The sequence below is a fragment of the Rhodococcus sp. 5A-K4 genome (assembly GCF_046097995.1).
Lineage (GTDB): Bacteria > Actinomycetota > Actinomycetes > Mycobacteriales > Mycobacteriaceae > Rhodococcus_F > Rhodococcus_F erythropolis.
The window spans coordinates 56,350-81,713 of record NZ_JBJURM010000025.1; the positions used below are offsets into that span (position 1 = coordinate 56,350).

Below are 25,364 nucleotides of genomic sequence, written 5' to 3' on the forward strand. Positions count from 1 at the left end.
TTATGAACCGAGCCTCGAACCGCCGCGAGGCCTGGCAGCGCGTACTGCACACCCTGCGTGAATCACCCGGCCTGGGAAGGCTGGCGCTCGTCCGCTTTTCCAGCCAGTTCGGCGACGGAATGTTCCAGGCCGCGCTCGGCGGCGCAATCCTCTTCAACCCGGAACGTGAAACCGATCCGGTGGCGATAGCGGCCGGCTTTGCCGTACTGCTCCTTCCCTATTCGGTGATCGGCCCCTTTGCCGGCGCTCTGCTGGATCGTTGGGACCGCCGCCTGGTGCTCCTGTGGGCGAGCGTGCTCCGCGGGCTCTTCATCCTGACCACCGCGGTGCTGCTGGTCGCCGGCGGCGGTGACACTCTGTTGTTGACGTGTGCGCTTGCTGCGATCGGGGTCAGCCGCTTTGTCGGGGCAGGCGTATCCGCAGCCCTGCCGAAGGTCGTCCGACAATCGTGGCTGGTGGCAACCAATTCCGTTCTCACAACGGCTGGTTCGGTGGTAGCCGCTCTTGGTGCTTCGGCAGCGGTGGCGATCATCGGCGTGATCGGCGTGGGGGATCGAGCGTCAGGCGCCGCCGTGGCCATCGCAGCACTGGGATCGGTGATCGCAGCCCTCGCCGCGGCCAGGTTCACCGCCCGCTCACTTGGTCCAGTGGCCGACGAAGTGATTCGTGCCAGCGCCGTCCGTTCGGTAACGGCCGGACTGCGCACCGGGGCAACCGCTGTCTGGGAGGCGCCTGGCGTCACCACGGCAATGATCGGGATCGGAGCGCACCGCATCTGCTTCGGCATCAACACCCTCATCATGGTGCTGGTCCTACGCGACACCTCGAACGGCTCCCAATTACCTGGAGGGATGGCCGGATTCGGCGTCGCCGTCGGCGCAACGGCCATCGGAATGCTGATCGCGGCACTGATCACACCGTTCCTCATCCCGCGGATCGGTCGCTCACGGACGATCACGTACGCCCTGGTGTGCGCGGTGGCCGTCCAGCTCGTCTTCGTGACCACCCTGACGCAGGGATCGCTGCTGATCGCCGCCTTCCTGCTCGGCATCGCCGGGCAGTCCGTGAAACTCAGCGGCGACGCGGCCATGCAGATCGACATCGACGACGACCGTCGTGGCCAGGTATTCGCCTTGCAGGACACCGTGTTCAACGTCGCGTTCATCGGTGCGATCGCGGCAGCGTCGACGGTGATCGCACCCGACGGCAAGAGCGTCGGCCTGGCCCTTGCCGGCGCGGGTGTCTATGCCGCCGGATTGTCAGCGGTGCTGATCAACCGCAAGAAACGAGAAACTAACCCTGCTGGGTAGCCCACCACTTCAGCAGTTCGGCTTCGGCCTCGTCACGTTCGAGCGGGCCGCGATCCAGACGCAGTTCCTTGAGGAACGTCCATGCCTTGCCCACCTGCGGGCCGGCCGGGATGCCGAGCAGTTCCATGATGGCGTTGCCGTCGAGGTCCGGACGCACGCGAGCGAGGTCTTCCTGCTCGGCGATGCGCGCAATCCGCTCTTCGATGTCGTCGTATGTGGCCTGCAACTGCGCGGCGCGGCGCTTGTTACGCGTGGTGCAGTCGGCCCGGACGAGCTTGTGCAGCCGGGGGAGCAGCTCGCCCGCGTCGGTGACGTACCGCCGCACCGCGGAGTCGGTCCACTGCCCCTTGCCGTAGCCGTGAAAACGCAAGTGCAGGAACACGAGCTGCGAAACGTCGTCGACCATCTGCTTCGAGAATTTCAAGGCACGCATGCGCTTGCGCACCAGCTTGGCGCCAACCACCTCGTGGTGGTGGAAGCTGACGCCGCCGCCCGGTTCGTTGCGCTTGGTGTCCGGCTTGCCGATGTCGTGAAGCAGTGCAGCCCAACGCAATACGAGATCGGGATCGCCTTCTTCGAGGTCGATCGCCTGCTGGAGCACGGTGAGGGAGTGCTGGTAGACGTCCTTGTGTTGGTGATGCTCGTCGATCTCGAGCTTCATCTGCGGAACCTCGGGCAGCACGTATGCAGCCAGTCCGGAGTCGACCATCATGTTGATGCCGTCCACCGGGTACATGCCCAGCATCATTTTGTTCAGCTCCACCTGCACACGCTCGGCGGTGATCCGCTCGATCTGCGACGCCATCTCCTTGATGGCCTCGAAAACGCGATTGTTCAACGTGAAACCAAGCTGCGAGACGAACCTGGCTGCGCGCAGCATCCGCAGCGGATCGTCGTTGAACGAGTTCTCCGGCGCCGACGGCGTATCGAGTTCCCCGGCCAGCAGGGCGTCCATGCCGTTCAGCGGATCGACAAACGTGTAGGAACCGTCCGCGCCGATCTTCATCGCCATCGCGTTGACGGTGAAATCGCGGCGCACCAGATCGTCGGCCAACGTCGTTCCGTACTCGACTATCGGATTACGTGAGACACGGTCGTAAGCGTCGGCCCGGAAGGTCGTGATCTCGATCTCCTGGCCGTGCTTGATGGCGCTGATGGTCCCGAACTCGATGCCGGTGTCCCACTGCTTGTCCACCCAGCCCTTGAGCAGAGCCTGAACCTTCTCCGGCCTGGCGTCCGTCGTGAAGTCCAGATCGCCACTGAAGCGGCCCAGGATCGCGTCGCGAACACTGCCACCCACCAGGAACAGCTCGTGACCGGCCTCGGCAAAACGCTCACCGAGCGGGTTCAACACGTCGGACAACGTGCCGAGCGTTGCAGTGGCGTCGGCAAGCAGTCGTAGGCGGCGATCAGCATCGGAGGTAGGGACAGTCACGTGAAAGGAGCTTACTTAAGGTGCGCAAATAGCAGAACGCGCATACGAACGCGATAGACCGCTTTGCGCGGGTTACCGGGCAACGCTGCAAGGCCAACTAGTATCGATGAGGTGTCTGGTGCCGAACGAACAAACAGGAGTCGCCGCAACCCGCGGCGTCGACCTGCCGTCGGCAACCCCGATAAACCTTTGATGCGAACCGTCCGTGAAACTTCTGCGGGCGGCTTGGTCGTCGATGGCTGGGGCGGACCTCCCGAACGCCTCTGCGCTGCACTGATCGGCCGAACCGACCGCCGCGGACGCCTGCTCTGGTCGCTACCCAAGGGCCATATCGAGCAAGGTGAGACGGCCGAACAGACCGCAATGCGTGAGGTCGAAGAAGAAACCGGTATCCAGGGAACCGTCCTGGCACCGCTGGGCAGCATCGACTACTGGTTCGTGACCGAAGGTCGACGCGTCCACAAGACCGTGCACCACTATCTCCTCCGCTTTCTCGGCGGTGAACTCTCCGACGAGGACATCGAGGTCACCGAAGTCGCCTGGGTGCCGCTGACGGAACTGCACAAGCGACTCGCATACGCCGACGAGCGCAAGCTGGCCGAACTTGCATCGCAGATGATCGCTGAAATGCCGCGACCTGAAATGCACCGACCTGAAATCCCGCGAGTACAGCACCCGAAGGAACCGGACGCCGGATGAGAATGGCTCTGCGGCGGGCCGGGGTGGCCGCTTTGGTGATGGCCGCTGTCGGTTTCGGGCCCGCGACGACGGCCGTCTCCTGGGCCGCTCCGTCCAGCCAGCCCAGTGAGCGCGCCCCGGCGCGAAACACCAACGATGCCAAATTTCTGCAGCTGACCATCGACTCCACCGCACCGACCACCGTGACGACAACCAGCGACCGCAACGTCGTGGTCAAGGGCACGGTGAAGAACGTCGGTGACCGTCCCGTCGAGGACGTCGGAGTGAGGCTGCAACGCGCTCCCGCGATCGACTCCAGTTCCGACGTGCGCGCAGCACTCGATTTCGACCAGGCTGTTTTCGACACGGTCGGCGAATTCGACACCGTTGCCACCACCCTCGACACCGGCCAGTCCAAGCAGTTCACACTCACCTTGCCGCTCCGGAGCACAACCGGGTTGTCTCTCGACATCACCGAACCGGGCGTCTACCCGATGCTCGTCAACGTGAACGGCACCCCGGAATACGGCGGGGCCGCCCGACTCGACGACGCACGCTTCCTGCTCCCAGTGCTCGGTGTGCCGGCCGCGGCCGAATCGAACGCCACATCCGGAACACCCAGTTCGTCGGCGACGGCCGTCGTTCCCCCCGACACGTCCGCCCCGATCGGCGTCACGCTCATGTGGCCGCTGGCCGACGCGCCACGACTCGTCGGCGGAATCCCGGGCGCGGTCAACGAGCCCGTGCGCCTGATCGACGACGAACTTGCCACCGAACTTTCCGACGGCGGGCGCCTGGACGCGTTGGTCGATGCGGTGGAGAACGCCACCAAGCCCGCGAGCGATACCGATCGCCGCGTCACGGATGCGCTCTGCCTGGCAATCGACCCTGACCTTCTGATCACCGTCGAGAACATGACTCGCGGATACCTCGTGGCCGACAACTCGTCAGATCCCACCGGACCGTCGCACGAAGGCCGTGGCAGCGACGCCGCCAACCAATGGCTCGGCCGGGTGAAGACCCTCGCGTCCTCGATGTGCACTACGGCGGTTCCGTTCGCCCAGGCCGATCTCGCCGCGGTCACCTCGGTGGCCAATCCGGAGTTGACGGCTACCGCGCTCGCACGCCCGGCAGACATCGTCGACAACATCCTCGGCGTGACGTCACTGCGAGATTTCGTCTGGCCGGATTCGGGTGTCCTCGACTCGGCCACCGCAGAGGTGCTGAGCGTGAATCCCACCACAGCGATGGTGGCTGACACCTCCGTCGACTCGGCAGCCCCGCAACTGTCGTCGCGGATAACCGGCTCACTCGACGCCCTTGCGTTCGACACTTCGGCAGCCGCAGCCTTGGCCGCCACCGGCTCGGAGCCGCAGGTCCCGTCGTACATCCCCGACGACACCGCGCCGACCATCGACATCGAATCGCGCAGCGCCCGGCGCCAGGACGCGCTGGGAGCGATGGCGTGGGCCGCGCTGACGCCCACGTCATTGCCGCGCAATCAGATCTTCGCGCCGCCGCAACTGTGGACCGCGGACAGCAACGACGCCACCGCCGTGCTCTCGATGCTCGCGACCCTCATTCGCTCTGGCCTCGCCTCACCTCAGGCCCTGCCCGCACTACTCGGCAGACAACCGGGGGCCACTGACGCCGCCACGCTCGACTACCCGGACCGAGCCACCCAGGACGGTCCGCAGACGTCCGTCGTCGAGACCGCAACCACCCAACTTCCGCGTATCGACGGGCTCGAAGCATCGCTCGTGGACGATCCGGCGGCTTCGCTCACCCCCCGGGGATTCACGGCACCGCTCCGCGAAGATCTACTTCGCTCGATGACCTTGGCGGATCGCCGCAACGTCGCCTCCGCATCGGTCAATCGGGCGGAGCGCGCTGCGACCATCCGCGCCGACAACGTCACCGAAGCCGTCGACGGGATGTACCGGGCCGTCAGTGTGGTGTCGCCGGGCGGCGTCTACACCCTCGCGTCGGGGCAGAGTCCGCTCCTGCTGGTGGCGCGCAACGAGTTGCCCATCGCCATCAACGTCGACCTGCGTGTGGAAGCCCCACCCGAGATGCAGATCAGTGACATCGGTCCCAAACAGCTGCCGCCGCGAGGTAGCCGACAGTTGACTGTGCCCGCGGAAATGAACGATTCTCGCAAGCTGGAAGTCAACTTCTCGCTGACCACGACAGATGGCCGCCAATTGGGTACGCCGACCAGCGTGACCGTACGGTCGAATGCGTACGGTCGTCCCCTGGCCGCCGTGACGGCGACAGCGGGAGGGTTGCTGCTGTTCCTGGCAGGGCGACGGCTGTGGCATCGATTCAAGGGTCAGCCGGACCCAGCAGATGAAGGGTACGAACGCTCATGACCGGGAATCCACCCGAGGAGGGTCGCCGCTCGGCGATCACCCGCAAGAGTGCCACGACCCGTTCGCATCCTCGGATGCCACCGTGGGAGCGCGGCTACCCGATTCAGCCGGTCAACCCGGACGCACGTTTCGACGACGCACCCACCATGACCATCCCGGTGATCCGCGACTATCCCAGATATCGCGAAGCCGAGATGGAATTCGCCGATCGGCAGGCGACCAAGTCGGACGAGTTCGACACCGACGCGCACGCCCTGGTCGGTGATCGTAAGGAGACGAACTCCCGCCTCCTCGCGGCGACGGGTTCCATCGCGATCGCGACGCTGACGAGCCGCATCACGGGGTTCGCCAAGCAGTTGATGATCCTGATGGTCCTCGGCCCGGCCATCGCCAGTTCGTTCACCGTGGCCAGCCAGATCCCGAACATGATCGCGGAGCTCGTCTTGGGCGCCGTTCTGACCGCGATCGTCGTCCCAGTGCTGGTCCGCGCCGAGCGGGAGGACGCCGATCACGGCGAAGCATTTGTCCGACGCCTCTTCACGGCATCGCTCGTCCTACTGGGCATGGCCGCGCTACTCGCGACCCTGGCAGCACCCGTACTCACCAAATACGTCTTCCTGTCCGAAGACGGCAAGGTCAGCACCGACCTGACCACGGCGCTGTCGTATCTACTTCTGCCGGCGATCCTGTTCTACGGGCTGTCGGCACTGTTCACAGCGTTTCTGAACACCAGGCAGATCTTCAAGCCCGGAGCCTGGGCTCCTGTACTCAACAACGTCGTCGTCCTCGTGGTGCTCGTGGTCTACCGCCTGACTCCGGGCGAGATCTCGCTTGATCCGGTCTCGATGGGCGACGCCAAGCTGCTCACCCTCGGCATCGGCATCACCATCGGCGTCATCGTGCAGGCAGCCAGCCTGATCCCCGCGCTTCGCCGCGAGAAGATCTCGCTCAAGCCGCTGTGGGGTCTCGACGATCGCCTGCGCCAGTTCGGCGGCATGGCCGTCGCCATCGTCTTGTACGTCCTGATCAGCCAGATGGGCATGATCTTCGCGACCAAGATTTCCTCACATGCCGACGAAGCCGGCCCTGCCATCTACAGCCAGGCCTGGTTGCTCTTGCAGCTCCCGTACGGCGTGCTCGGAGTGACGGTTCTGACCGCGATCATGCCGCGCCTGAGCCGCAACGCTGCGGCCGACGACACCCCGGCCGTCGTGGACGATCTGTCGGTCGCGACACGTCTGACCATGATCACGCTGGTTCCGATCATCATGTTCCTGACCTTCATGGGTCCGCAGGTCGGTGAAGCGCTTTACGGTTACGGCCGCTTCGGACCCGAACAGGCCGAACGTCTCGGCACTGCCGTGAGCTGGTCGGCATTCACGTTGATTCCGTATGCGCTGGTCCTGATCCAACTTCGTGTGTTCTACGCCCGCGAACAGGCCTGGACGCCGACGTGGATCGTTCTCGGCATCACTGCAGTGAAGATCGCATTCTCGGCGCTCGCTCCGGTCTTCGCCTCCAACAGCGATCAGGTCGTGATCCTGCTCGGTGCGGCCAACGGTCTCGGATACATCACCGGCGCCGTCATCGGCGGATACCTCCTGCACCGGAGCCTCGGAAACCTGCAGATGGCCAACGTGGGCAAGACAGTCTGGTCCGTCGTACTCGCCTCGCTGGCCGGGTCGCTGACCATGCTCGCGGTCGACCGCGTCCTCGGATTCGATCAACTCACCGAGCGTTTCGGCGGACCCGGCTCGATGGTTCGCGTCGCCGTCGGCGGCATCCTGATGCTCGCGATCACCTTCACGATTCTCTACTTCAAGAAGGTTCCGGAAGTTCTGTCGGTAACGGTTGCGGTCTCCCGCAAGATTCGTTCACTGACAGGTCGCGCCGAACCGGACACACGTAACAACACCGACGACGACGTCACCGAGCTGATTCCTGCAATCAGAACGGAATCAAACGAGCAAGAACGACCGGGTGCGCTCCCGTACCCTGGTCATGGGCGTACAGGATCGCAACCCGCGCGTATTCGGGGACGGGCTATCGATGGAGAAGGAGCGAGGGTGAGCGACGACAACGTTTCCGGCAACAAGAGTGCCGGGACTTCTGCCGTGAAAGCGTCCGAACAGAAGTCAACGGCATCGTCGGGCACACCTGCATCCACGAGTTCCTCCGCATCTGCCGGCCAGAAGCCACAGCAGGGTCAGAGGCCACAGCAGCCCGCGCAGCGGCCGGTGCAGAAGGCCGCACCGCCGGTGCCTCCGGTCAGTGTGTCGAAGACACCTTCGGCTCCCGTGTCGAAGACACCTTCGGCTCCCGTGTCGAAGACACCTTCAGCTCCCGTGTCGAAGACACCCGCGTCGAAGACGCCTGCTTCGGACAAGAAGGCACCCGAACCTCAGAAGACGGCTGCAGCTCAGACACCGCCGCCCGCTGCGCCTCGCACACCTGCCGCCGGATCCGCAGCACGACCGGCCCAGCGACCGATGCCCCGTGGACCCAAGCTCATCCCGGGCGCCTCTGTCGCCGGCGGACGCTACCGTCTGCTCGCTCCGCACGGCGGAACCCGCGGACTGCAGTTCTGGGAAGCTCTCGACGTCAAGCTCGACCGTGAAGTAGCCCTGACGTTCGTCGACGCCGATCAGCGCGGTGACGACGACAGCCAGTCCGGACCGCAGGCGGTTCTCTCGCGCACACTGCGCCTGGGAAGGATCAACTCGCCCGGTCTGGCTCGCGTCCTCGACGTCGTCCGCGGAAGTTCGGGTGGCATCGTCGTCGCCGAATGGACTCCCGGTCGCTCGCTGCGTGAGATGGCCGAGACCACGCCGTCACCGATCGGTGCAGCCCGCGCCATCCGTGCCCTGGCGGCCGCTGCCGAAGCTGCCCACCGCACCGGCGGCGCGTTGTCCATCGATCACCCGGACCGCGTTCGCATCAGCATCAACGGTGACGCCGTACTGGCGTTCCCGGCGACGCTTGCCGACGCCGATTCCACCAGCGACGTCCGCGGTCTCGGCGCCATGCTTTACTCGCTCATCACGGCGCGCTGGCCGCTCGCCGATCCGTCCGCCGGTCCCGTCGGTGGTTTGCTTCCCGCCGGCCGCGGCGCCGACGGCAACATCGTCGAACCTCGGGTCGTCCGTCCGGAGGTTCCGTTCGACATCTCGGCCGTGGCAGTTCGAGCGTTGCAGTCGGAGAGTGGAATCCGCACTGCTGCCACCGTGCAGCACATTCTCGATCAGGCGTCCGTCGTCAACGACAAGACGGAAATGATTCCGGCACTTCGTCTCGGCCACCGCGAACAGGGTGCGTCGGGTCATGCACTGAACGACCCCGAAGCCATCGAGGCCGAGAAGAAGAAGTCGACGCGGATGCTCGCGGCACTGACGGCGCTCGGTGTCTTCACCGTGATCGTCCTGATTCTCCTTGTGGTGTGGGTAGCGAGCTTCCTCTCGGGCGGCAGTAACGACACCCCGCTCAGCGAGCAGAGTTTCGGCCTGACCACTGAAGCTACTGCGCCCGAGAACAATTCACCTGCCCCCGCACCGGCGGCGGCAACGGTGCCGGTAGCCGCCTCGGCCGTAACGGTGTTCTCGCCCCAGGGCACGCCTGATCAGCCCGCAACGGCGAAGAACGCCATCGACGGCAATCCGGCCACCGCATGGTCGTCGGACTCGTACTTCCAGCCCTTCCCGTCCCTGAAGAACGGCGTCGGCCTGATGGTGACGCTCGCCGATGCGGCCAACCTGAAAAACATTGCGATCACGTCCGATTCGCCCGGAACCGTCGTTGAAATCCGTTCTGCCCCTTCTGCGAATACTTCGCTGGATCAGACCAAGGAAATCGGATCCGGTGTACTGAAGAACGGTGTGACCGACATTCCGCTCTCGTCGGACGGCTCGGGTCAGTATGTCCTGGTTTGGATTACGCAGCTCAGCACCGAATCCGGACAAAACCAGACATCCATCTCGGAGATTGCATTCACTGCTGCAAAGTGATCGCCCTTGGCCCTTCTGAAACCTACCGACTGGGCTAATATCCGCCCGTGCACAGTTATCGGGGGGGCACCGGGGGCGGAGCCGGAAATTTCGAATCCAGAAGTTTCGAGAACAAGAATCTCGAGCCGACGGATTTCGAATTGTTGACCGCTCATGTCGCGGGCGATCGACACGCGTTCCGTGAACTACTGGTCCGGCATCAGGATCATCTGTGGCACGTTGCCCGGCGTACGAGTTACTCGGACGAGGACGCGGCAGACGCACTCCAGGAGGGTCTGCTCTCCGCGCACCGCAAGGCGGCGAAGTTCCGCGGCGATGCGGCGGTGCGTAGTTGGCTCCACACCATCGTGGTCAATGCCTGCCTTGACCGGATCCGACGCAACAAATCGCGGGCCGCGTTCTCTCTGTCTTCCGAGAATGCGGAGGAACCCCGTGATCACCGCGATTACGCGGCGGGAGTGGACATGAGCCTGACCGTCGAACAAGCGCTGGCATCGCTGCCCCCTGAGCAGCGCGCTGCCGTCGTCGCCGTCGATGTCGAGGGGTATCCGGTGGCCGAGGCCGCCGAGAGGTTGGGAGTGCCCGTAGGGACCGTGAAGAGTCGCTGCGCCCGCGCGCGCAAGCGCCTCGCCGCCCAGTTGGAGGACTTTCGCGAAGGCGGGAACCATTCGTGAACCGGCCGCGTCCTATCTTGTAAGCGTCCACACCGACTGCCGAGGGAGGGTTCATGACAGATCCGTCTGTTCGCGTTCCGTCGCCTCCGTTTTCGGAGGACCTCTTGGCGGATCTTCACGCCGGGGTTCTCGATCCCGAAACCAGCGCAGCTCTGTGGCCGCTGGTGCACGCAGACGCCGACGCCCATGCATTTGTCACTACTCTCGACAGCGTCACAGCATCACTCGCGACACTGAACTCGCGCGAGGCCTCCCACGAACGGATTCCGAATTCGCTTGCCGAGCGAATCAATTCGGCACTGGATCTACAGTCCGGCCAGGTCGAGCCATCAGCAGAGACAACCGTCGTGCCGTTCCGGCGACGCCCACAAGCGTGGGTGCTCGGTGCCGCAGCAGCCGTGTTGGTGGCCTTCGTGATCGTTGTGATCGGAACCCGAGATTCCGAACCTGCCGAAAGCGTTGTCGCTCAACCAAGCACACCGGCGACATCTGCTGTCGACGATCCGGATTCGGCGTCCCTGCTTTCATTCATCGGATCCAAAAACCTTGGACCACTGGATGATCCGTCCAAGCTTGCCGGCTGCCTGAGCGCCAATGGCATCGACGAGGGCAGGCCTGTGCTCGGCTCGGGTGAGGTTCGCATCGCCGGTGCACCTGCGATAGTCCTCCTCTTCGCGGGATCGCAGCCGCGCCAGATCACTGCACTCACCGTTGGGATCAACTGCAGCGACGGGAATCCGAATACGTTGTCGGTCAAGAACATCGGCTGACTTCGATGGTCAGCGCGGTATTGCCGCGGGTAGCAGGAGCTCGAGGATTCTCCCGCGCAACGCATCCGTATCGTCCTCGACCGCTATCAGACTCGAAAACATCGCTGCTCCGGCCGCCAATACCAGCACGGCCTTGGCATCGAGCAGTGCCGATTCGGGATCGTCAGCATTCTGAAGGAAGAGTTGCGTGCTCGGCCCACTGAAACCGCGCCACAATTCGTTGCGTAAATCGTCATGGTCGCGCAGCGCAGCCAGCAGTCCCGGTGACGCGGCGCGAACCTCGGGCCGCGAGAATAGCTGAGCACTTCCCTCCACCACCCAACGGATCCAGCCGTCGCGATCGGTGCCCTCGAACGGTGTCAGGTCTGGTGTCGCACCCAGGATCGACCCGAGAACTAGATGTGCCTTCGACGGCCATCGTCGTGACATCGAGGCTCGGCTGACCCCTGCCCGTGCCGCGATCGCCCGGAGGCTGAGTTGCTCCCATCCGACCTCGAGCAGCATCGCTCGGGTGACCTCGAGGACTGTGTCGTCGATGCGTGGGTCTCGTGGGCGACCTGATCCTGTGGCGTTCATCGTGTCGAATTGTCGGACAGATTGGGAGTAGGCGCTATATCGTCGTAGTTACGAGTCCACTGGCATCGTAAAGATCAGGCCGCCGCAGGAAGTTGAAAATGACCACAGCGCCCACACCGTCGATATTCGAACCCGCACGTCTCGGCCCTCTGACCTTGCGCAACCGCATCGTCAAAGCTGCAACGTTCGAGGGCGTCATGCCCCGGGGAGCGGTCTCGGACGATCTGATCAACTTCCACGCCGAAGTGGCTCGGGGCGGGGCCGCGATGACCACCGTCGCCTACTGCGCGGTCTCACCAGGTGGACGAGTCCACCGCGACACCCTTGTCATGGACGAGCGCGCGCTGCCGGGACTACGCAGACTGACCGACGCCGTCCACTCAGAAGGCGCGCTTGCCGCGGCGCAGATCGGCCACGCGGGACTGGTTGCCAACACGCTTTCCAACAAGACGAAGACCCTGGCGCCGTCGACCCGGCTGAGTCCGCCCGCAATGGGCCTCGTCAAAGGCGCGACACTTGCCGAACTCGACGGTGTTGTCTCCGACTTCGAACGGGCCGCCCGCGTCGCAGTGGACGCAGGATTCGACGCCATCGAGGTCCATCTCGGTCACAACTATCTACTCAGTTCGTTCATGAGCCCCAATCTGAACAAACGCCACGACCGATACGGTGGCAGCGTCGCCAAGCGCGCCGAGTATCCGCGTCGAGTCATCGAAGCGGTGCGAGTGGCCGCTGGATCCAGCGTGGCGGTCACCGCGAAATTCAACATGTCCGATGGGGTGCCGAAAGGTCTGTGGCTCGACCAGAGCCTGCCGATAGCCCAGATTCTCGAAGCCGACGGCCACCTGGACGCGATGCAATTGACCGGTGGCAGTTCACTTCTCAACGGAATGTACTTCTTCCGCGGCGAGGTCCCACTGGCTGAGTTTGTCGCCTCCCAACCCAAACTCGTCGGGTACGGGCTGAAGTTCTACGGTCCCAAAATCTTTCCGACGTACCCGTTCGAGGAGGGTTTCTTCCTGCCCTTCGCCCGTCAGTTCCGACAGGCGCTGAGGATGCCACTGATCCTGCTCGGCGGCATCAACCGCGTCGACACCATCGAGCACGCACTGGATGAAGGATTCGAGTTCGTCGCCATGGCGCGCGCACTGCTCAGGGACCCACAACTGGTCAACAAATTTCAGGCCGAGAGCGTCGACGAGGGTCTGTGTATCCACTGCAACAAGTGCATGCCCACCATCTACACCGGCACGCGCTGTGTGGTTCGGGACGCGCTGGTGGTTCGGGAGGCACCGCGCCCCGCCCAGTGAGTCCCGCGCTGTGAGCTGCCGGCTGTGAGCCACTTTCCAGCGGAGTGCGGGAACAACACCCCTTATCCTGGTGTTGATCGGTACGGCTCTCCAAGAAGCGGAGGGTCTGCACTCACTATTGGAAGGCTCGCATGACCACCCAGCTGGAAACCACGCCCGCGGTCCATGACGTCATCATTGTCGGTTCCGGACCGGCCGGCTACACCGCTGGTGTCTACACCGCGCGCGCTGAGCTTCAGCCCGTGCTCTTCGAGGGAACCCAGTTCGGTGGCGCCCTCATGACCACCACCGAGGTCGAGAACTTCCCCGGATTCCGTGAGGGCATCATGGGCCCCGATCTGATGGAACAGATGCGTGAGCAGGCACTGCGCTTCGACACCGACATCCGCACCGAGGACGTCGAGGAGATCGACCTCAGCGGCCCGATCAAGACCGTCGTCGCGAACGGCGAAACCTACGCCGCGCACGCGATCATCCTCGCCATGGGCGCAGCAGCCCGCTACCTGGGCATTCCCGGTGAAGAACGCCTCCTCGGCCGCGGCGTCAGCGCCTGCGCCACCTGCGACGGCTTCTTCTTCCGTGACCAGGACATCGTCGTGGTCGGCGGCGGCGATTCCGCGATGGAAGAAGCAACCTTCCTCACCCGCTTCGCTCGCTCGGTCACTCTGGTGCACCGCCGCGAGGAGTTCCGCGCCTCACGGATCATGCTCGAGCGCGCCAAGGCCAACGAGAAGATCCGCTTCCTGACCAACGCAGAGCCCGTCGAGGTGCTCGGTGAGAACAGCGTCACCGGCCTCGTCGTGCGCGACACCGCCACCGGTGAAACTTCCACACTCGAGATCACCGGCATGTTCGTCGCCATCGGCCACGACCCGCGCAGTGAGCTCGTCAAGGGCCAGGTCGATCTCGACGACGCCGGATACGTGCGCGTCGCTCCCGGTTCCACCGCGACCTCCGTCGACGGCGTCTTCGCTGCCGGTGACCTGGTCGATCACACGTACCGTCAGGCGATCACCGCTGCCGGCACCGGATGCTCCGCAGCAATCGACGCCGAACGCTGGCTGGCCGACCGCGGCGACATCACCGCCAACACGCTCGACGCAGCCGGCCACACGGTCGACGTCGTCGGCGCTCCCTGATTCACCAAGCTGTCGTACCCAACCCTCGAGGAGTAACAGTGTCGAATACCGTCACCATCACCGACGATTCCTTCAAGCAGGACGTCCTGGGCAGCGACAAGCCCGTTCTGGTCGATTTCTGGGCAACCTGGTGCGGCCCGTGCAAGATGGTCGCCCCGGTCCTCGAGGAGATCGCCGGCGAGAACAGCGAGAAGCTGACCGTCGCCAAGCTCGACATCGATGCCAACCCCGCGGCCGCGCGCGATTTCCAGGTCATGTCGATCCCGACGATGATCCTGTTCAAGGACGGCAAGCCGATCAAGACGATCGTCGGCGCCAAGGGCAAGGCCGCGCTGCTCAAGGACCTCGCAGACGTTCTCTGACGGCTGGGTGAGCATCGTGGATTCTCGCAATCCACAGAATTTCTGAGATAATCGATCGATGTGCCTGATCGGGTCTACGACCAGGCACATCGATCGAATTCGTTAACCGATCCGAGAGGCTTTCACGCATGCACAGACTCCGACACGGCGATCACGGCCCGGCCGTCGCCGAGATTCGGGGCACATTGACGAAGCTGGGATACCTCCATCACGGAACTTCCGGCATTCGACGTGAAAGCGCCGACGGTGCCCACTGGGTTGCACCCGACGCCATCTTCGATCATCAACTCGACAGCGCCGTTCGTGCCTTCCAGCAGCAGCGTGGGCTTCTTGTCGACGGCATTGTGGGCCCGGCAACCTATCGGTCACTTCGTGAGGCCTCGTACCGCCTGGGTGCCCGTACGTTGATCTACCAGTTGTCCGCGCCGCTGTACGGCGACGACGTCGCAGCGCTGCAGGCAAAACTGCAAGATCTGGGCTTCTACGCAGGCCGGGTCGACGGTTTCTTCGGTCCACAGACCCACGAGTCTCTCTCGTCTTTCCAGCGTGAAATCGGGATCGCTGCCGACGGTATCTGCGGCCCACAGACACTCCGTTCGCTGGAACTTCTGGGAACCCGCGTCACCGGTGGTTCCCCACATGCGATCAGCGAAGAGGAACTGGTGCGGCGTAAGGGCCCGCAGCTTGGCGGTAAGCGCATCGTCATCGATCCCGGCCTCGGCGGGCCGTCGACGGGCAACATCGTCAACGGCATCTCCGAAGCTGACATCCTCTGGGATTTGGCCATGCGCCTCGAGGGGCGGATGGCTGCAACCGGGATGGAAACTTTCCTCTCCCGCCCGCACAACGCCGATCCCACCGAGGCCGAGCGCGCACTGACATCCAATGCGTTCGACGCGGATCTGATGATCTCCCTGCGTTGCGACAGCAACTCGAGCCCGTCGGCAAACGGCGTCGCGAGCTTCCACTTCGGAAATTCGCACGGTTCGGTCTCGATGATCGGGCAGGTGTTGACCGGTTTCGTTCAGCGCGAGATCGTTGCGCGAACTCCGTTGCGGGACTGCAGAACTCACGGTCGGACGTGGGAGTTGTTGCGCCTCACCAACATGCCGACGGTGCAGATCGATCTCGGCTACCTGTCCAACGCGTCCGACGTTGCGGTACTGACGAATCCGCGGATGCGTGACACCATCGCCGAAGCCATCTTGATCTCGGTCAAACGGCTGTATCTGCTCGGTCAAGACGATCAGCCGACCGGTACCTTCACCTTCGCCGAGCTTCTCGCAGAAGAACTTTCGGTAGCCGACCGCATTTCGTAGGTCCTGCGGTCGGCACCCGCTCACACTCTGGCGAGCTCGCTGATCTCCATCATTTCGAGAGCTGCGGCCTTCAGTAGACGGTCGAGGGCTTCTTCGACGTCGACTTTCCATTCGTGATCTCGATTGAGTTCGAGACGAAGCCGCGGATAGCGATGGTGCGGTGCCACGACCTCGAAACCGTAATCCTCGAGGAACTCGGCACTGATCATGCATTCTGCGGGTGAACATTCCAGAGCGGCCGTTGCGCTGGCCACGTCGGAAGCAGGTCCCAAGTCGTCGCTACGGATACCGAATGCCTCGAGCGCACGAACTCCTCGTCGAACCAGATCTGACACGACAGCGGCCAGCAGGCTTGGCCCCAGTTCTTCCTCTACGCCCGAGGGCTCGAGACGAAGGCTTGTCAGAAGCACTGCGTCCGAGCTGACCGGGCTTGTGGGAAACAGTTGCGCGCGCGGGATCATGCGGGGAGGGGCGTACAACGCACTGCCGAGCGGCTTTCCGTCGCGGACGGCGACCTGGCCGCATGAACCCCACTCGAGCATGACCATCGACAGCCAGGCTTCCTTCTCGAATTCCTGATCGCAGAATCCTCGGGCGTCGTGAAGCGCGCCCGGGTCCATCTCCCAGAACACGCATCGACGCGCATGGGCGGAAAGCTGATCGAGGCTGTCGAGCGTGAGAGAGGTGATGACGTGAGTCGACACTGACTAACTCACTCTCCGTAGGTCCCCGAAGCGGTTTTGATGTTCGCCCGCCGCTTTTTTCTTCTCCAGGATAGGCCAGCTGTACCGAGTCGGCAGTGGCGCGAGAGTTGATCGCTCTAATGTATTGCTGTTCAACATCTTTCGTCCCGGTTCAAGATTTCGAGAAGCTCGGACCACCTATTTTCGTCACAGTGACGAAAATAGGTGGTGTGCCCGGTCATCGTCATTACGTCACCAAACGGGCATCCGAGTTCACTACGTCGATTTCTGCGCTTCCATCATTCCGACGATGCGTTGTAGGTCGTCGACCGAGCCGAATTCGACCACAATCTTTCCCTTCCGCTTGCCCAGACTGACAGTCACCCGAGTGTCGAACGAGTCCGACAACCGCTCGGCCACATCCTGCAGACCCGGCATCACGATGGGCTTGCGCTTCTGCGGGGGAGCGATCTCATTGTCCGCCCGGTTGGCAAGAGTGACGGCTTCCTCCGTCGCGCGAACCGACATTCCTTCGGCGACGATGCGTGCCGCCATGACTTCCTGAGCGTCGGCACCCGCCTCGAGGGACAGCAGTGCGCGAGCATGGCCGGCCGAGAGTACTCCAGCCGCAACGCGGCGCTGAACCGCCACCGGCAGCTTCAGCAGACGAATCATGTTGGTCACGACGGGACGCGAACGTCCGATCCGATTGGCCAATTCTTCGTGGGTTACTTCGAACTCCTCGAGCAACTGCTGATACGCCGCTGCCTCCTCGAGGGGGTTCAACTGCACTCGATGGATGTTCTCGAGGAGCGCGTCGCGCAACATCGAGTCGTCATCGGTTTCACGAATGATCGCCGGAATCTTCTCCAGCCCGGCTTCCTGGCTCGCACGCCAGCGACGCTCACCCATGACAAGTTGGTACTTGTCACCGTGACGACGGACCACGATCGGCTGCATCAAGCCGAATTCGCGGATCGAGTGAACCAATTCCGCGAGCGCTTCCTCGTCGAAAACGCTGCGAGGCTGCTTCGGGTTCGTCTCGATCAGGCTCGGTTCGATCTCGAGATAGACCGCGCCGGTCGGCTCGAGTTCGGTCTCCGGCTCAGCTTCCACCGGAGCCTTCGCCGCCGTCGCCTTGGTGGCTTTCGGTGTTTTCGGAGCCGCCTTCGTCGGTGGGGGAGGGGAGGGGTTGCGCTTGTCGACGCCGATTACGACGTCCGCTGCAGCCGAACCCAGACCCGGTGCCGTGGCCGGCCCAGTGGGGATGAGAGCAGCCAAGCCGCGGCCCAATCCACCTTTGCGTGCTTGACTCATCTCACTGCTCCTGGGTCGTCGTGGTGGCAGAGCGGGCGGCAAGTTCTCGTCCGGCGTCGAGGTAACTCATGGCGCCGCGTGAACCTGGGTCGTAATCGAGAACTGTCATTCCGTATCCGGGAGCCTCGGAAACCTTCACACTTCGGGGAATCACAGCGCGCAGCACGGCCTCGCCGAAGTGCTTGCGTACTTCTTCGGCGACCTGGTCGGCGAGCTTGGTACGCCCGTCGTACATCGTCAGTAGGACGGTGGAGACATGCAGATCCGGATTCAGATGAGCCTGGACGAGTTCGATGTTGCGGAGCAACTGACCGACCCCCTCGAGGGCGTAGTACTCGCACTGGATCGGGATCAGGACTTCCTTGGCAGCAACCATCGCGTTGACGGTCAGCAGCCCCAGCGAGGGCGGACAGTCGATGAGGACGAAGTCGACGTCGAGCTCTGCGAGCACCTTGTCGTTGAGCGCGCCTTTGAGTCGATTCTCGCGGGCAACCATGGACACCAATTCGATCTCGGCGCCCGCCAAATCGATCGTTGCCGGGATGCAGAGAAGGCGCTCACTGTGCGGGCTGGTCTGGATCGCCTCCGGGGCCTTCACTTCGCCTATGAGCAACTCGTAACTGGAGGGGGTGCCCGAGGTATGGACGACGCCCAGAGCCGTGCTGGCGTTGCCCTGAGGGTCCAAATCGACCACGAGGACAGTGAGCCCTTGAAGGGCGAGCGCCGACGCAAGGTTCACCGTGGTCGTCGTCTTCCCGACGCCACCCTTCTGGTTCGCGATGGTGATCACGCGGCGGAACGCCGGCTTCGGCAGTGTCACCGAATGGGGGTGAAGCACCTGGCTCGCTCGATGCGCGGCCGCCCCGATGGGAGTCTCCTCCGAGGAGATCGCCGCGTAGGGGGCGGTGAAATTGTCGTCGTCGTTGACGATCTGATCCGCACCCGCGCTCGTGTGCTGCTTCGGTGTTTCACGTGAAACGGCGGATTCAGATCGACCCGACATTGACTGCTCCTTCGATTGGGAATCGATCACTAGGTGCTCTCATCATCTGTACATTGCTCTCGATTGCATGCGTGTAAATCATCAACGCTGGCGACGCTTCGGGAGACGTTCGGCCTTCACCACCACGGTGGGGGTGCGGAGAATCTTGGCTCCACATTCGAGTATTTCCAACTTACCTGCGCCCAATTTAGTGAGCGCCGTTCGGTCCCGCTCGATCTCCTCGGCAGCGCTCGAACCTTTGAGTGCCAACATCCGACCGTGCTCGTGAATGAGTGGGAGGGACCAACGTGCGAGCTTCTCCAGAGGCGCCACGGCCCGCGAAGTGACCACGTCCGCACCGCCCGCTTCCTTCACAACACCCGATTCCTCGGCTCGCCCTCGGACAACCAATACGTCCAATCCGTTGGACTCGATGAACTCCGCGAGGTACACCGAGCGTCGAAGCAACGGTTCGACGAGAGTCACCTTCAAGTCCGGGCGGGCGATCGCGAGAGGGATTCCGGGTAGGCCGGCACCGCTTCCTACGTCCACAACCGACTCACCTTCGGCGATCAGTTCACCGATCACTGCGCAATTGAGAAGGTGACGCTCCCACAGTCGGGGAACCTCACGGGGACCAATGAGCCCGCGCTCGACACCATCCGTTGCCAGGGATTGGTAGTACCGTTCCGCGATCTCATATCTGTCACCGAACACTGCGCGCGCAGTCTCTTGTTCGTCCCAGTCAACCGACGCCGCACCATTCTGTTCCACGTGAAACATCCTCCCGCGTAAACCGCGAAATCAACAATCAAGACCGAAATCATTATCCGCTCCGAAGCCGACATGTGTTCGCTTCTGCACACCGACTCGCTGTGAGTCTGCCGACTCGTTCATTCTTTGGGAAGTATTCCGCCCAAAATTCAAGTGGGGGAGGGGAGGGGTTCACGTTCCACGTGAAACATTGCGCTGACAATTCGCCGAAATCTGACCCGTTTCACGTGAAACATAGCCGGAAGGTCGCATGGAGATAGTCGGTCGATTTTCAATATCATCACAGTGACGAAACTGCCGTAGGTAGTTACATGGATGGAATTCGGGCCCAAAATGGGCAATTTTTTACGAAAAGTGGTTGTAGAGAATTGCCGCCGTCGGACAGCCGAACGGACTCTGTCAGTCTGACGCAATCTGTTGTTAGACGCGGATGAGCTTCGAGTCCAAGTCCCGGACAGCATCGTTATCTCATCGCCGGTTGTTGCGAGCCATACATCCGGCGGCTTGACACTCCTGTTGCGGGACACCGGAGACTTGGCATCACAAACCGCGAATCCAAGGAGCTTCGCATCACAGGATGCGCATGGCGAGTTCGCCTTCGATGTGGATACCGGTGTCGGCGGGAAGATCAAAGTCGAGCAGGGGACCTGCCCGATGCGCAGGATGAATTCCTGCGCCTGGACTCGAAAGCGCTGCAGGCTCTGCGCGATTAAGATCCGCGCTTGGTGCAGGAGTTGTTGGACGGCAAAGACTACGACTACCCGTTAGTGCATACCGAACCCGGAACCAACAAGATGATCGCTTACGAGTTCGATCCGGGCACCGCGAAGTCCTTCCACCTCGTACAGCCCGGATCCGCCCTCATGACGAGACCAGCAGCAGGTGTGGGCGCGACGCCGATCGCACACCCCGCGAGTCAACCGAACTCAGGGCGGTCCCGTGATTACCCCGACGCGGTCCGCAGTCTATGAACCGGAGCCCGTGTAGATGAGGTCGATTCCGGTTTGCTTGGCAAAGTAGTCGCCGCCGATCTCACCCCGAAGCCCGCAACAGCATCATCGACTTTGCGTGGCGACGAAGCCCATTCGATGTGAGTGGTCCGATTCGTGTGAGGAGTGCGCAAACCTGTTCCCACACCGGATGCGATCTCGCCGCCCTCGATCGCTAGTCCTCGTCCTCCGGTTCGGGCTCATCCATCCATGCCTGATACTTCGGACTCTTCAGAGCGAGGTGGATTGCACTGAAACCCCGGTGCAGTGTGATGACCGCTTTCGGCAGATCCCACCGCATAGTTGCCTCAGGTCCGGGTTCGGCGCTCGTGGCTGTCCCCAGGAGTGCGGTAAATGCAACATCGAGGTTGGTGAACCCCTCGACCAGCAACGGGCGAACTTCTGCCTTGGGAATACCTAGATCTGCCAGGTCCGAGACGAAGATTGAGATGTAGTGCATCGAACGGTTCCGCCTGAACATGTTCGCCTTCGGCCGACTGACATGAAGGTTCGTTCGTATCGAGCCGCCACCTTGCCTGAGTTCGACGAGTTCCCATCCAGCTTGTGCGCACAAGGGTTCGAGGTCGTCGACGGCCCAGGTCCAGTCGAATTCTGCGGCGAGGCGGGCGATCCGGGTGGCGCCTTCGATGTCGACGTGCATGTGCGGATGCTGCTCCTTCTTGATCGTTGTTGATGACGCCCCAATCCGGGGGCCGTCGAAGTGAGGGCTGGCGGGTTGTCGGTCATCGGATGCCAGCGCCGAAGGTGACGACCTTGCCAGCAGGCCTGACGACATCAGGTCGGTGATCCATTGTGGCGGCAATCTGGGGCGGAGTTCGAGGGCTCGGGGCAACAACCATCGATCCGGTTTCACGTGAAACGAAGGCCGACTATTCCTCCTGGGGGAGGGGAGGGGCTCACATGTAATACGGCATGTTGTCGATCGAATATCCGAACATGCACAGTGCACCCCCGACGAACAAGAAGGCAATCGCGAAGCTGAGCATGACCGGTCTCCCGGATCGCCATGCCAGTGCAAGTGGAATGAATACGACGGCGACTACTCCCAGCGGCAACAACCAGCAGAGCCAATACTTCAGACCGCCCGGCGGAAAGGACTGGACTTCCATTTTCTGCTGTAGTTCGAAGACCACGGGCCAATAGCTCAGGCCGCATACGAGCATCCCTATCAAGGCCCCAAGGGTCATCAATCCGAGAGGGAATCCGGAGCGCTCGTTGGACATGTCGACAACGATAGGCACCGGACCTTCACCGTGCCGCCGGATTCGGTTTCACGTGAAACACCTCTCGGACACAAAAGCGGGCCCCGGGAAATCCGGGGCCCGCTTTCGTTTACAAGGGGAGTGTCAGTCCTTGAGGACAACCACTCGGCGAGACGGCTCAGCGCCTTCGCTCTCGCTGGAAACACCGGCGACCTTGGCGACGGCGTCGTGCACGATCTTGCGTTCGAACGGCGTCATCGGAGCAAGCTCTTCGCGTTCGCCGGTCTCGAGAACACGCTGTGCAGCTTCCGCACCGAGAGCACTGAGTGCCTCGCGCCGGCCTGCACGCCACCCGGCGATGTCGAGCATCAAGCGGCTGCGCTCTCCGGTCGACTGCTGAACAGCCAGACGAGTCAGCTCCTGGAGAGCATCCAGAACCTCACCCTTGCGTCCCACAAGCTTGGTCAGGTCGTCGCCGCCGTCGATGCTGACGATCGCCCGATCGCCCTCGACGTCAAGGTCGATGTCTCCGTCGAAATCGAGCACGTCGAGCAACTGCTCGAGGTAGTCGCCGGCGATCTCGCCCTCTTCGATCAAATCGTCATCGGAATCGTCGATGTCTACATCCACATCGGTAACCGGCGCAGTGGTCTCGGTGCTCACGTCTGCGTTCTCTCCATCCACAACGATGTCAGCTTCACTGGACATTGGTCGTTCTCTTTCCTGGATCAGCGCCGTTTATTGCGCTTGGGGGAGTTGCCGCGGTTGCTCTGTGGCCGGTTCTGTTTCGGTTTCGAGGTAGAACCACCACTGGAACCCGAGGGCTTCGGCTGTGGCTTCTTGAGCGAAACTTCCGGGGCGTCACCGTCGTCGTCGGCTGAATCCGCGGTCTTCAGCGCAGCCGGGGATCCCTTCTTCTTACCGGGATCGGGACGGGCACCGGGCTTGGGCGCATTGTCGTTGCGGCGAGTGATCGCTTCCTGCTTCTTCGCTTCTTCTTCGGCATCGATCTTGCGGAAGACGAGGTGCTGCTGACCGTAGGTCCAGATGTTGTTCGACACCCAGTACAGGAGGATCGCGATCGGAAGGAACGGTCCACCGACCAGAACACCGAGCGGGAAGACGTACAGCGCGAGCTTGTTCATGATCGCGGACTGCGGGTTCGCGGCAGCTGCTTCGCTCTGACGGGCAACGGAAGCGCGTGAGTTGAAGTGGGTCGCGATGCTGGCAATGATCATCAACGGAGCGGCCACGAGAATGATGTTCAGGCGTGACGGAAGCTCGGGAACGTTCTCGGTGACATAAGCCTGAAGCTGCGCAACCGGCGTCGTGATCGCGGCCGAGATGGGCGCGCCGAACAGACGAGCATCCAGGAACGACTGGACGTCAGTGGCCGAGAAGACGTAGTTCGGGGTGTTGAGGTTGTCCTCGGCGCTCATGCCCAGCTGGCCCATGCCGGTGCCGGTGCGGTTGAACGAGCGCAGGACGTGGAACAGACCGATGAACACCGGAGCCTGAGCCAAGACCGGAAGACAGCCCATGATCGGGTTGAATCCGTGCTCCTTCTGGAGCTTCTGCATCTCGACGGCCTGGCGCTGACGGTCGCCCGAATACTTCTTCTGCAATGCCTTGATCTGCGGCTGCAGTTCCTGCATCTGGCGGGTCGTGCGGACCTGCTTCACGAACGGCTTGTACAGAACCGCACGCAAGGTGAACACCAGGAACACCACGGAGAGCGCCCAGGCTATTCCGTTGTCCGGGCCGAGAATGAACCCGAAGACCTTGTGCCAGACCCACAGAATCGCGGATACCGGATAGTAAATGAAATTGAGCACGGCTCTAAGTACTCCTCTGTTCGTCCGTCGGACTGTGACACGCTGCGCGTGCTTCCGGACAGCTATGGCGGCTACCCGCATCACGGTCACGACGGGCAGGGACAGGGTCCCACCCTCCAGAATGCCAGGGGGCACACTTCGCCAACCGCACCACAGTCAAGAAAAGGCCTTTGATCGCCCCGTGAGTGCGCAGCGCTTCGACCGCGTATTCACTGCAGGTAGGGGTGAACCGGCAGGTCGGCATCCTCAAGGGCGACACATACGTCCGGTACAACTCGATACAGAAGATGAGAACAGTGGCGGGAGCGCGACGCACAGCCTTCAACACCGTGATGACACGGGAGGCTCTGGGAGTCTCGATCTGCTCAGAGAGCGGAGTACTCATGGCTCTTCACTTACCGACACCAATAGGTTCATTTTGGTCAGGCCCCCACGCAACTGCTTGGCCAGTTCGGCTGAACTGGCGGTAGCTGCGCCCGGAAGTGCGCGGATAACCACGTCCGTCTCCGGCGAAACCTGCCCGACGAAATCTGCACAGATATGACGAAGCCGGCGTGCGACTCGATGTCGAATCACCGCCGGCCCGACAGCCTTGCTCACGATCAGCCCGAAACGGGGACCGTGATTTGTTACTACCAGCGCCTCTACTTGCTCGCGATCGAACGCGTGCACGACAAGGTCGCGTCTTCCCATACGACGCCCGCGTCGCACCGCCACGGAGAAATCCGCGTGGCGACGCAACCGAGACGGCTCAGGCAACACCCCGAGCTCCTGAACTCGAAATCAGATCAGGCGGTGAGGGAATCGCGGCCCTTACGGCGACGCGCCGAAACGATTGCACGACCCGCACGGGTACGCATACGAAGACGGAAGCCGTGAACACGCGCGCGGCGGCGATTATTCGGCTGGAACGTCCGCTTGCCCTTGGCCACGGTCAACACTCCTCGAAGTTCATTGACGCCTCCCGGCGTCATTCAGTGATCGACGCCTTACGGCGCCTTTGGATCCAACAGGTACAGAACAATCAACTTCACTCGTTGTGGCTTGGAAGACCGATCCGACCTGACATATGTAGCCAGCACGAAGCGATCACCACCAGCGGGTGACCGTTCGAGGTTACTTACCACCGTTGCCAAGGTCAAACCAGCCCGATTCGGAGCCCTCCCGCGGCAACCGCGGCGACACGCCGATACTTCCATAATTCCGCAGATTCCATTCGCGGTGTGCCTACGTCCGTGACCTCGAGCGCGGCGGCAAGTGTGACCTTGGCAACAGTTCCGCTACGGACTGCAGGTGACCCGAAGGCAACCCGGACAGTTCCACCGGCGCATGCTCTCGACAAGGCCTCATCAGCACATACGGGCGCGAGCGCCGGATGCGACCCCGAATCCCGAGTTTCCACATTCATCCACAGGGCTGTGAGTGTTGACGCATCCCCGACACCAAGTGGCGAACGCCTCGAGTTCCGACAAAGTTGCAGGTAGATCAATTTCTCGATCACTTTGACGAATTTGGTTGACGAAAAAACCGACTCAGTGCAGGTTTGTCCACATCTGTGGATAATTGTGTGGAAACACAGCCCAGGTGGCATATTCGTAGCCTGTTACGGGGTTCT

At 62.6% G+C, this 25,364-nt stretch carries 23 protein-coding genes; 10 read left to right on the forward strand and 13 right to left on the reverse strand.

Annotated features, from left to right (window positions below):
* Nucleotides 1-2: 2 nt before the first annotated feature.
* Nucleotides 3-1,310, forward strand: a complete 1,308-nt coding sequence (locus ACKAMS_RS26235) for an MFS transporter (protein WP_070384687.1) — start codon at nt 3-5, stop codon at nt 1,308-1,310.
* On the opposite strand, the gene ACKAMS_RS26240 is transcribed toward ACKAMS_RS26235, so the two are convergent.
* Entirely contained in the window at nt 1,294-2,745 is a 1,452-nt protein-coding gene (locus ACKAMS_RS26240; protein WP_029256806.1) for a CCA tRNA nucleotidyltransferase, read from the reverse strand. The genes ACKAMS_RS26235 and ACKAMS_RS26240 overlap by 17 nt on opposite strands.
* A 111-nt stretch (nt 2,746-2,856) precedes the next feature.
* On the opposite strand from ACKAMS_RS26240, the gene ACKAMS_RS26245 reads away from it, so the two are divergent.
* From ACKAMS_RS26245 to ACKAMS_RS26265, 5 genes are read left to right on the forward strand one after another with little or no spacing between them, the layout of a single operon-like run.
* Nucleotides 2,857-3,444: an NUDIX hydrolase gene (locus ACKAMS_RS26245; protein ID WP_019746192.1), complete on the forward strand. Its 588-nt coding sequence runs from the start codon at nt 2,857-2,859 to the stop codon at nt 3,442-3,444.
* The gene (locus ACKAMS_RS26250) at nt 3,441-5,795 is read left to right on the forward strand and encodes a DUF6049 family protein (RefSeq protein ID WP_408989797.1); all 2,355 of its coding nucleotides are present in this window, start codon (nt 3,441-3,443) and stop codon (nt 5,793-5,795) included. The genes ACKAMS_RS26245 and ACKAMS_RS26250 overlap by 4 nt, the downstream gene beginning before the upstream one ends.
* A complete protein-coding gene (locus ACKAMS_RS26255) occupies nt 5,792-9,796 on the forward strand; it encodes a lipid II flippase MurJ (protein ID WP_408989798.1) in 4,005 nt (1,334 codons plus the stop codon). Before ACKAMS_RS26250 ends, ACKAMS_RS26255 begins: the two co-directional genes overlap by 4 nt.
* A gap of 47 nt (nt 9,797-9,843) precedes the next feature.
* On the forward strand, nt 9,844-10,470 hold the full coding sequence (sigM, locus tag ACKAMS_RS26260; protein WP_019746195.1) for an RNA polymerase sigma factor SigM: 627 nt from the start codon (nt 9,844-9,846) through the stop codon (nt 10,468-10,470).
* 53 nt (nt 10,471-10,523) lie between these two features.
* The gene (locus tag ACKAMS_RS26265) at nt 10,524-11,240 is read left to right on the forward strand and encodes a hypothetical protein (RefSeq protein WP_408989799.1); all 717 of its coding nucleotides are present in this window, start codon (nt 10,524-10,526) and stop codon (nt 11,238-11,240) included.
* Between the two features lie 9 nt (nt 11,241-11,249).
* On the opposite strand, the gene ACKAMS_RS26270 is transcribed toward ACKAMS_RS26265, so the two are convergent.
* Entirely contained in the window at nt 11,250-11,816 is a 567-nt protein-coding gene (locus tag ACKAMS_RS26270) for a helix-turn-helix domain-containing protein (protein ID WP_279163282.1), read from the reverse strand.
* A gap of 98 nt (nt 11,817-11,914) precedes the next feature.
* Between ACKAMS_RS26270 and nox the strand changes: the two genes are divergently transcribed.
* The 4 genes from nox to ACKAMS_RS26290 all read left to right on the forward strand — a co-directional run bounded on the left by nox (nt 11,915) and on the right by ACKAMS_RS26290 (nt 15,946).
* Entirely contained in the window at nt 11,915-13,126 is a 1,212-nt protein-coding gene (gene nox, locus ACKAMS_RS26275) for a 4,4'-dithiodibutanoate disulfide reductase (protein WP_019746198.1), read from the forward strand.
* 131 nt (nt 13,127-13,257) lie between these two features.
* Nucleotides 13,258-14,265 carry a thioredoxin-disulfide reductase gene (gene trxB / locus ACKAMS_RS26280; RefSeq protein WP_408989800.1) on the forward strand — a complete coding sequence of 336 codons (1,008 nt, stop codon included), beginning with the start codon at nt 13,258-13,260 and terminating at the stop codon, nt 14,263-14,265.
* A gap of 38 nt (nt 14,266-14,303) precedes the next feature.
* A complete protein-coding gene (trxA, locus tag ACKAMS_RS26285) occupies nt 14,304-14,627 on the forward strand; it encodes a thioredoxin (RefSeq protein WP_003942530.1) in 324 nt (107 codons plus the stop codon).
* 128 nt (nt 14,628-14,755) lie between these two features.
* Nucleotides 14,756-15,946 carry an N-acetylmuramoyl-L-alanine amidase gene (locus tag ACKAMS_RS26290; protein ID WP_020909860.1) on the forward strand — a complete coding sequence of 397 codons (1,191 nt, stop codon included), beginning with the start codon at nt 14,756-14,758 and terminating at the stop codon, nt 15,944-15,946.
* A gap of 20 nt (nt 15,947-15,966) precedes the next feature.
* Here ACKAMS_RS26290 and ACKAMS_RS26295 read toward each other — a convergent pair whose 3' ends face one another.
* From ACKAMS_RS26295 to rpmH, 11 genes are all read right to left on the reverse strand, one after another.
* On the reverse strand, nt 15,967-16,650 hold the full coding sequence (locus ACKAMS_RS26295; protein WP_408989801.1) for a GNAT family N-acetyltransferase: 684 nt from the start codon (nt 16,648-16,650) through the stop codon (nt 15,967-15,969).
* A 255-nt stretch (nt 16,651-16,905) separates the two neighbouring features.
* The gene (locus ACKAMS_RS26300) at nt 16,906-17,946 is read right to left on the reverse strand and encodes a ParB/RepB/Spo0J family partition protein (protein WP_019746202.1); all 1,041 of its coding nucleotides are present in this window, start codon (nt 17,944-17,946) and stop codon (nt 16,906-16,908) included.
* Nucleotide 17,947: 1 nt separating this feature from the next.
* Nucleotides 17,948-18,949, reverse strand: coding sequence for a ParA family protein (locus ACKAMS_RS26305; protein WP_003942510.1), 1,002 nt, complete (start codon nt 18,947-18,949; stop codon nt 17,948-17,950).
* Between the two features lie 81 nt (nt 18,950-19,030).
* Nucleotides 19,031-19,711: a 16S rRNA (guanine(527)-N(7))-methyltransferase RsmG gene (gene rsmG / locus ACKAMS_RS26310; RefSeq protein WP_019746204.1), complete on the reverse strand. Its 681-nt coding sequence runs from the start codon at nt 19,709-19,711 to the stop codon at nt 19,031-19,033.
* A gap of 1,155 nt (nt 19,712-20,866) precedes the next feature.
* Complete coding sequence (locus ACKAMS_RS26315; protein WP_029256814.1) at nt 20,867-21,352, reverse strand: DUF6301 family protein; 486 nt, start codon at nt 21,350-21,352, stop codon at nt 20,867-20,869.
* A gap of 256 nt (nt 21,353-21,608) precedes the next feature.
* The gene (locus ACKAMS_RS26320; RefSeq protein ID WP_020971491.1) at nt 21,609-21,935 is read right to left on the reverse strand and encodes a hypothetical protein; all 327 of its coding nucleotides are present in this window, start codon (nt 21,933-21,935) and stop codon (nt 21,609-21,611) included.
* 123 nt (nt 21,936-22,058) lie between these two features.
* The gene (locus ACKAMS_RS26325; RefSeq protein WP_003942504.1) at nt 22,059-22,622 is read right to left on the reverse strand and encodes a protein jag; all 564 of its coding nucleotides are present in this window, start codon (nt 22,620-22,622) and stop codon (nt 22,059-22,061) included.
* 20 nt (nt 22,623-22,642) lie between these two features.
* A complete protein-coding gene (gene yidC / locus ACKAMS_RS26330) occupies nt 22,643-23,749 on the reverse strand; it encodes a membrane protein insertase YidC (RefSeq protein WP_019746208.1) in 1,107 nt (368 codons plus the stop codon).
* Nucleotides 23,750-23,753: 4 nt separating this feature from the next.
* Nucleotides 23,754-24,134: a membrane protein insertion efficiency factor YidD gene (yidD, locus tag ACKAMS_RS26335; RefSeq protein WP_007729147.1), complete on the reverse strand. Its 381-nt coding sequence runs from the start codon at nt 24,132-24,134 to the stop codon at nt 23,754-23,756.
* A complete protein-coding gene (rnpA, locus tag ACKAMS_RS26340; RefSeq protein ID WP_019746209.1) occupies nt 24,131-24,511 on the reverse strand; it encodes a ribonuclease P protein component in 381 nt (126 codons plus the stop codon). The genes yidD and rnpA overlap by 4 nt, the downstream gene beginning before the upstream one ends.
* A 26-nt stretch (nt 24,512-24,537) precedes the next feature.
* Nucleotides 24,538-24,681: a 50S ribosomal protein L34 gene (rpmH, locus tag ACKAMS_RS26345; RefSeq protein ID WP_003942540.1), complete on the reverse strand. Its 144-nt coding sequence runs from the start codon at nt 24,679-24,681 to the stop codon at nt 24,538-24,540.
* Between the last annotated feature and the right edge of the window lie 683 nt (nt 24,682-25,364).

Excerpts from the sequence above, each read along its gene's own strand:
- ACKAMS_RS26235 (WP_070384687.1), top strand. The coding sequence starts at position 3 with ATGAACCGAGCCTCGAACCGCCGCGAGGCCTGGCAGCGCGTACTGCAC.
- ACKAMS_RS26250 (WP_408989797.1), top strand. The coding sequence starts at position 3,441 with ATGAGAATGGCTCTGCGGCGGGCCGGGGTGGCCGCTTTGGTGATGGCC.
- ACKAMS_RS26255 (WP_408989798.1), top strand. The coding sequence starts at position 5,792 with ATGACCGGGAATCCACCCGAGGAGGGTCGCCGCTCGGCGATCACCCGC.
- ACKAMS_RS26265 (WP_408989799.1), top strand. The coding sequence starts at position 10,524 with ATGACAGATCCGTCTGTTCGCGTTCCGTCGCCTCCGTTTTCGGAGGAC.
- ACKAMS_RS26270 (WP_279163282.1), bottom strand. The coding sequence starts at position 11,816 with ATGAACGCCACAGGATCAGGTCGCCCACGAGACCCACGCATCGACGAC.
- nox (WP_019746198.1), top strand. The coding sequence starts at position 11,915 with ATGACCACAGCGCCCACACCGTCGATATTCGAACCCGCACGTCTCGGC.
- trxB (WP_408989800.1), top strand. The coding sequence starts at position 13,258 with ATGACCACCCAGCTGGAAACCACGCCCGCGGTCCATGACGTCATCATT.
- ACKAMS_RS26290 (WP_020909860.1), top strand. The coding sequence starts at position 14,756 with ATGCACAGACTCCGACACGGCGATCACGGCCCGGCCGTCGCCGAGATT.
- ACKAMS_RS26300 (WP_019746202.1), bottom strand. The coding sequence starts at position 17,946 with ATGAGTCAAGCACGCAAAGGTGGATTGGGCCGCGGCTTGGCTGCTCTC.
- ACKAMS_RS26305 (WP_003942510.1), bottom strand. The coding sequence starts at position 18,949 with ATGTCGGGTCGATCTGAATCCGCCGTTTCACGTGAAACACCGAAGCAG.
- rsmG (WP_019746204.1), bottom strand. The coding sequence starts at position 19,711 with ATGTTTCACGTGGAACAGAATGGTGCGGCGTCGGTTGACTGGGACGAA.
- ACKAMS_RS26315 (WP_029256814.1), bottom strand. The coding sequence starts at position 21,352 with ATGCACGTCGACATCGAAGGCGCCACCCGGATCGCCCGCCTCGCCGCA.
- ACKAMS_RS26320 (WP_020971491.1), bottom strand. The coding sequence starts at position 21,935 with ATGTCCAACGAGCGCTCCGGATTCCCTCTCGGATTGATGACCCTTGGG.
- ACKAMS_RS26325 (WP_003942504.1), bottom strand. The coding sequence starts at position 22,622 with ATGTCCAGTGAAGCTGACATCGTTGTGGATGGAGAGAACGCAGACGTG.
- yidD (WP_007729147.1), bottom strand. The coding sequence starts at position 24,134 with ATGAGTACTCCGCTCTCTGAGCAGATCGAGACTCCCAGAGCCTCCCGT.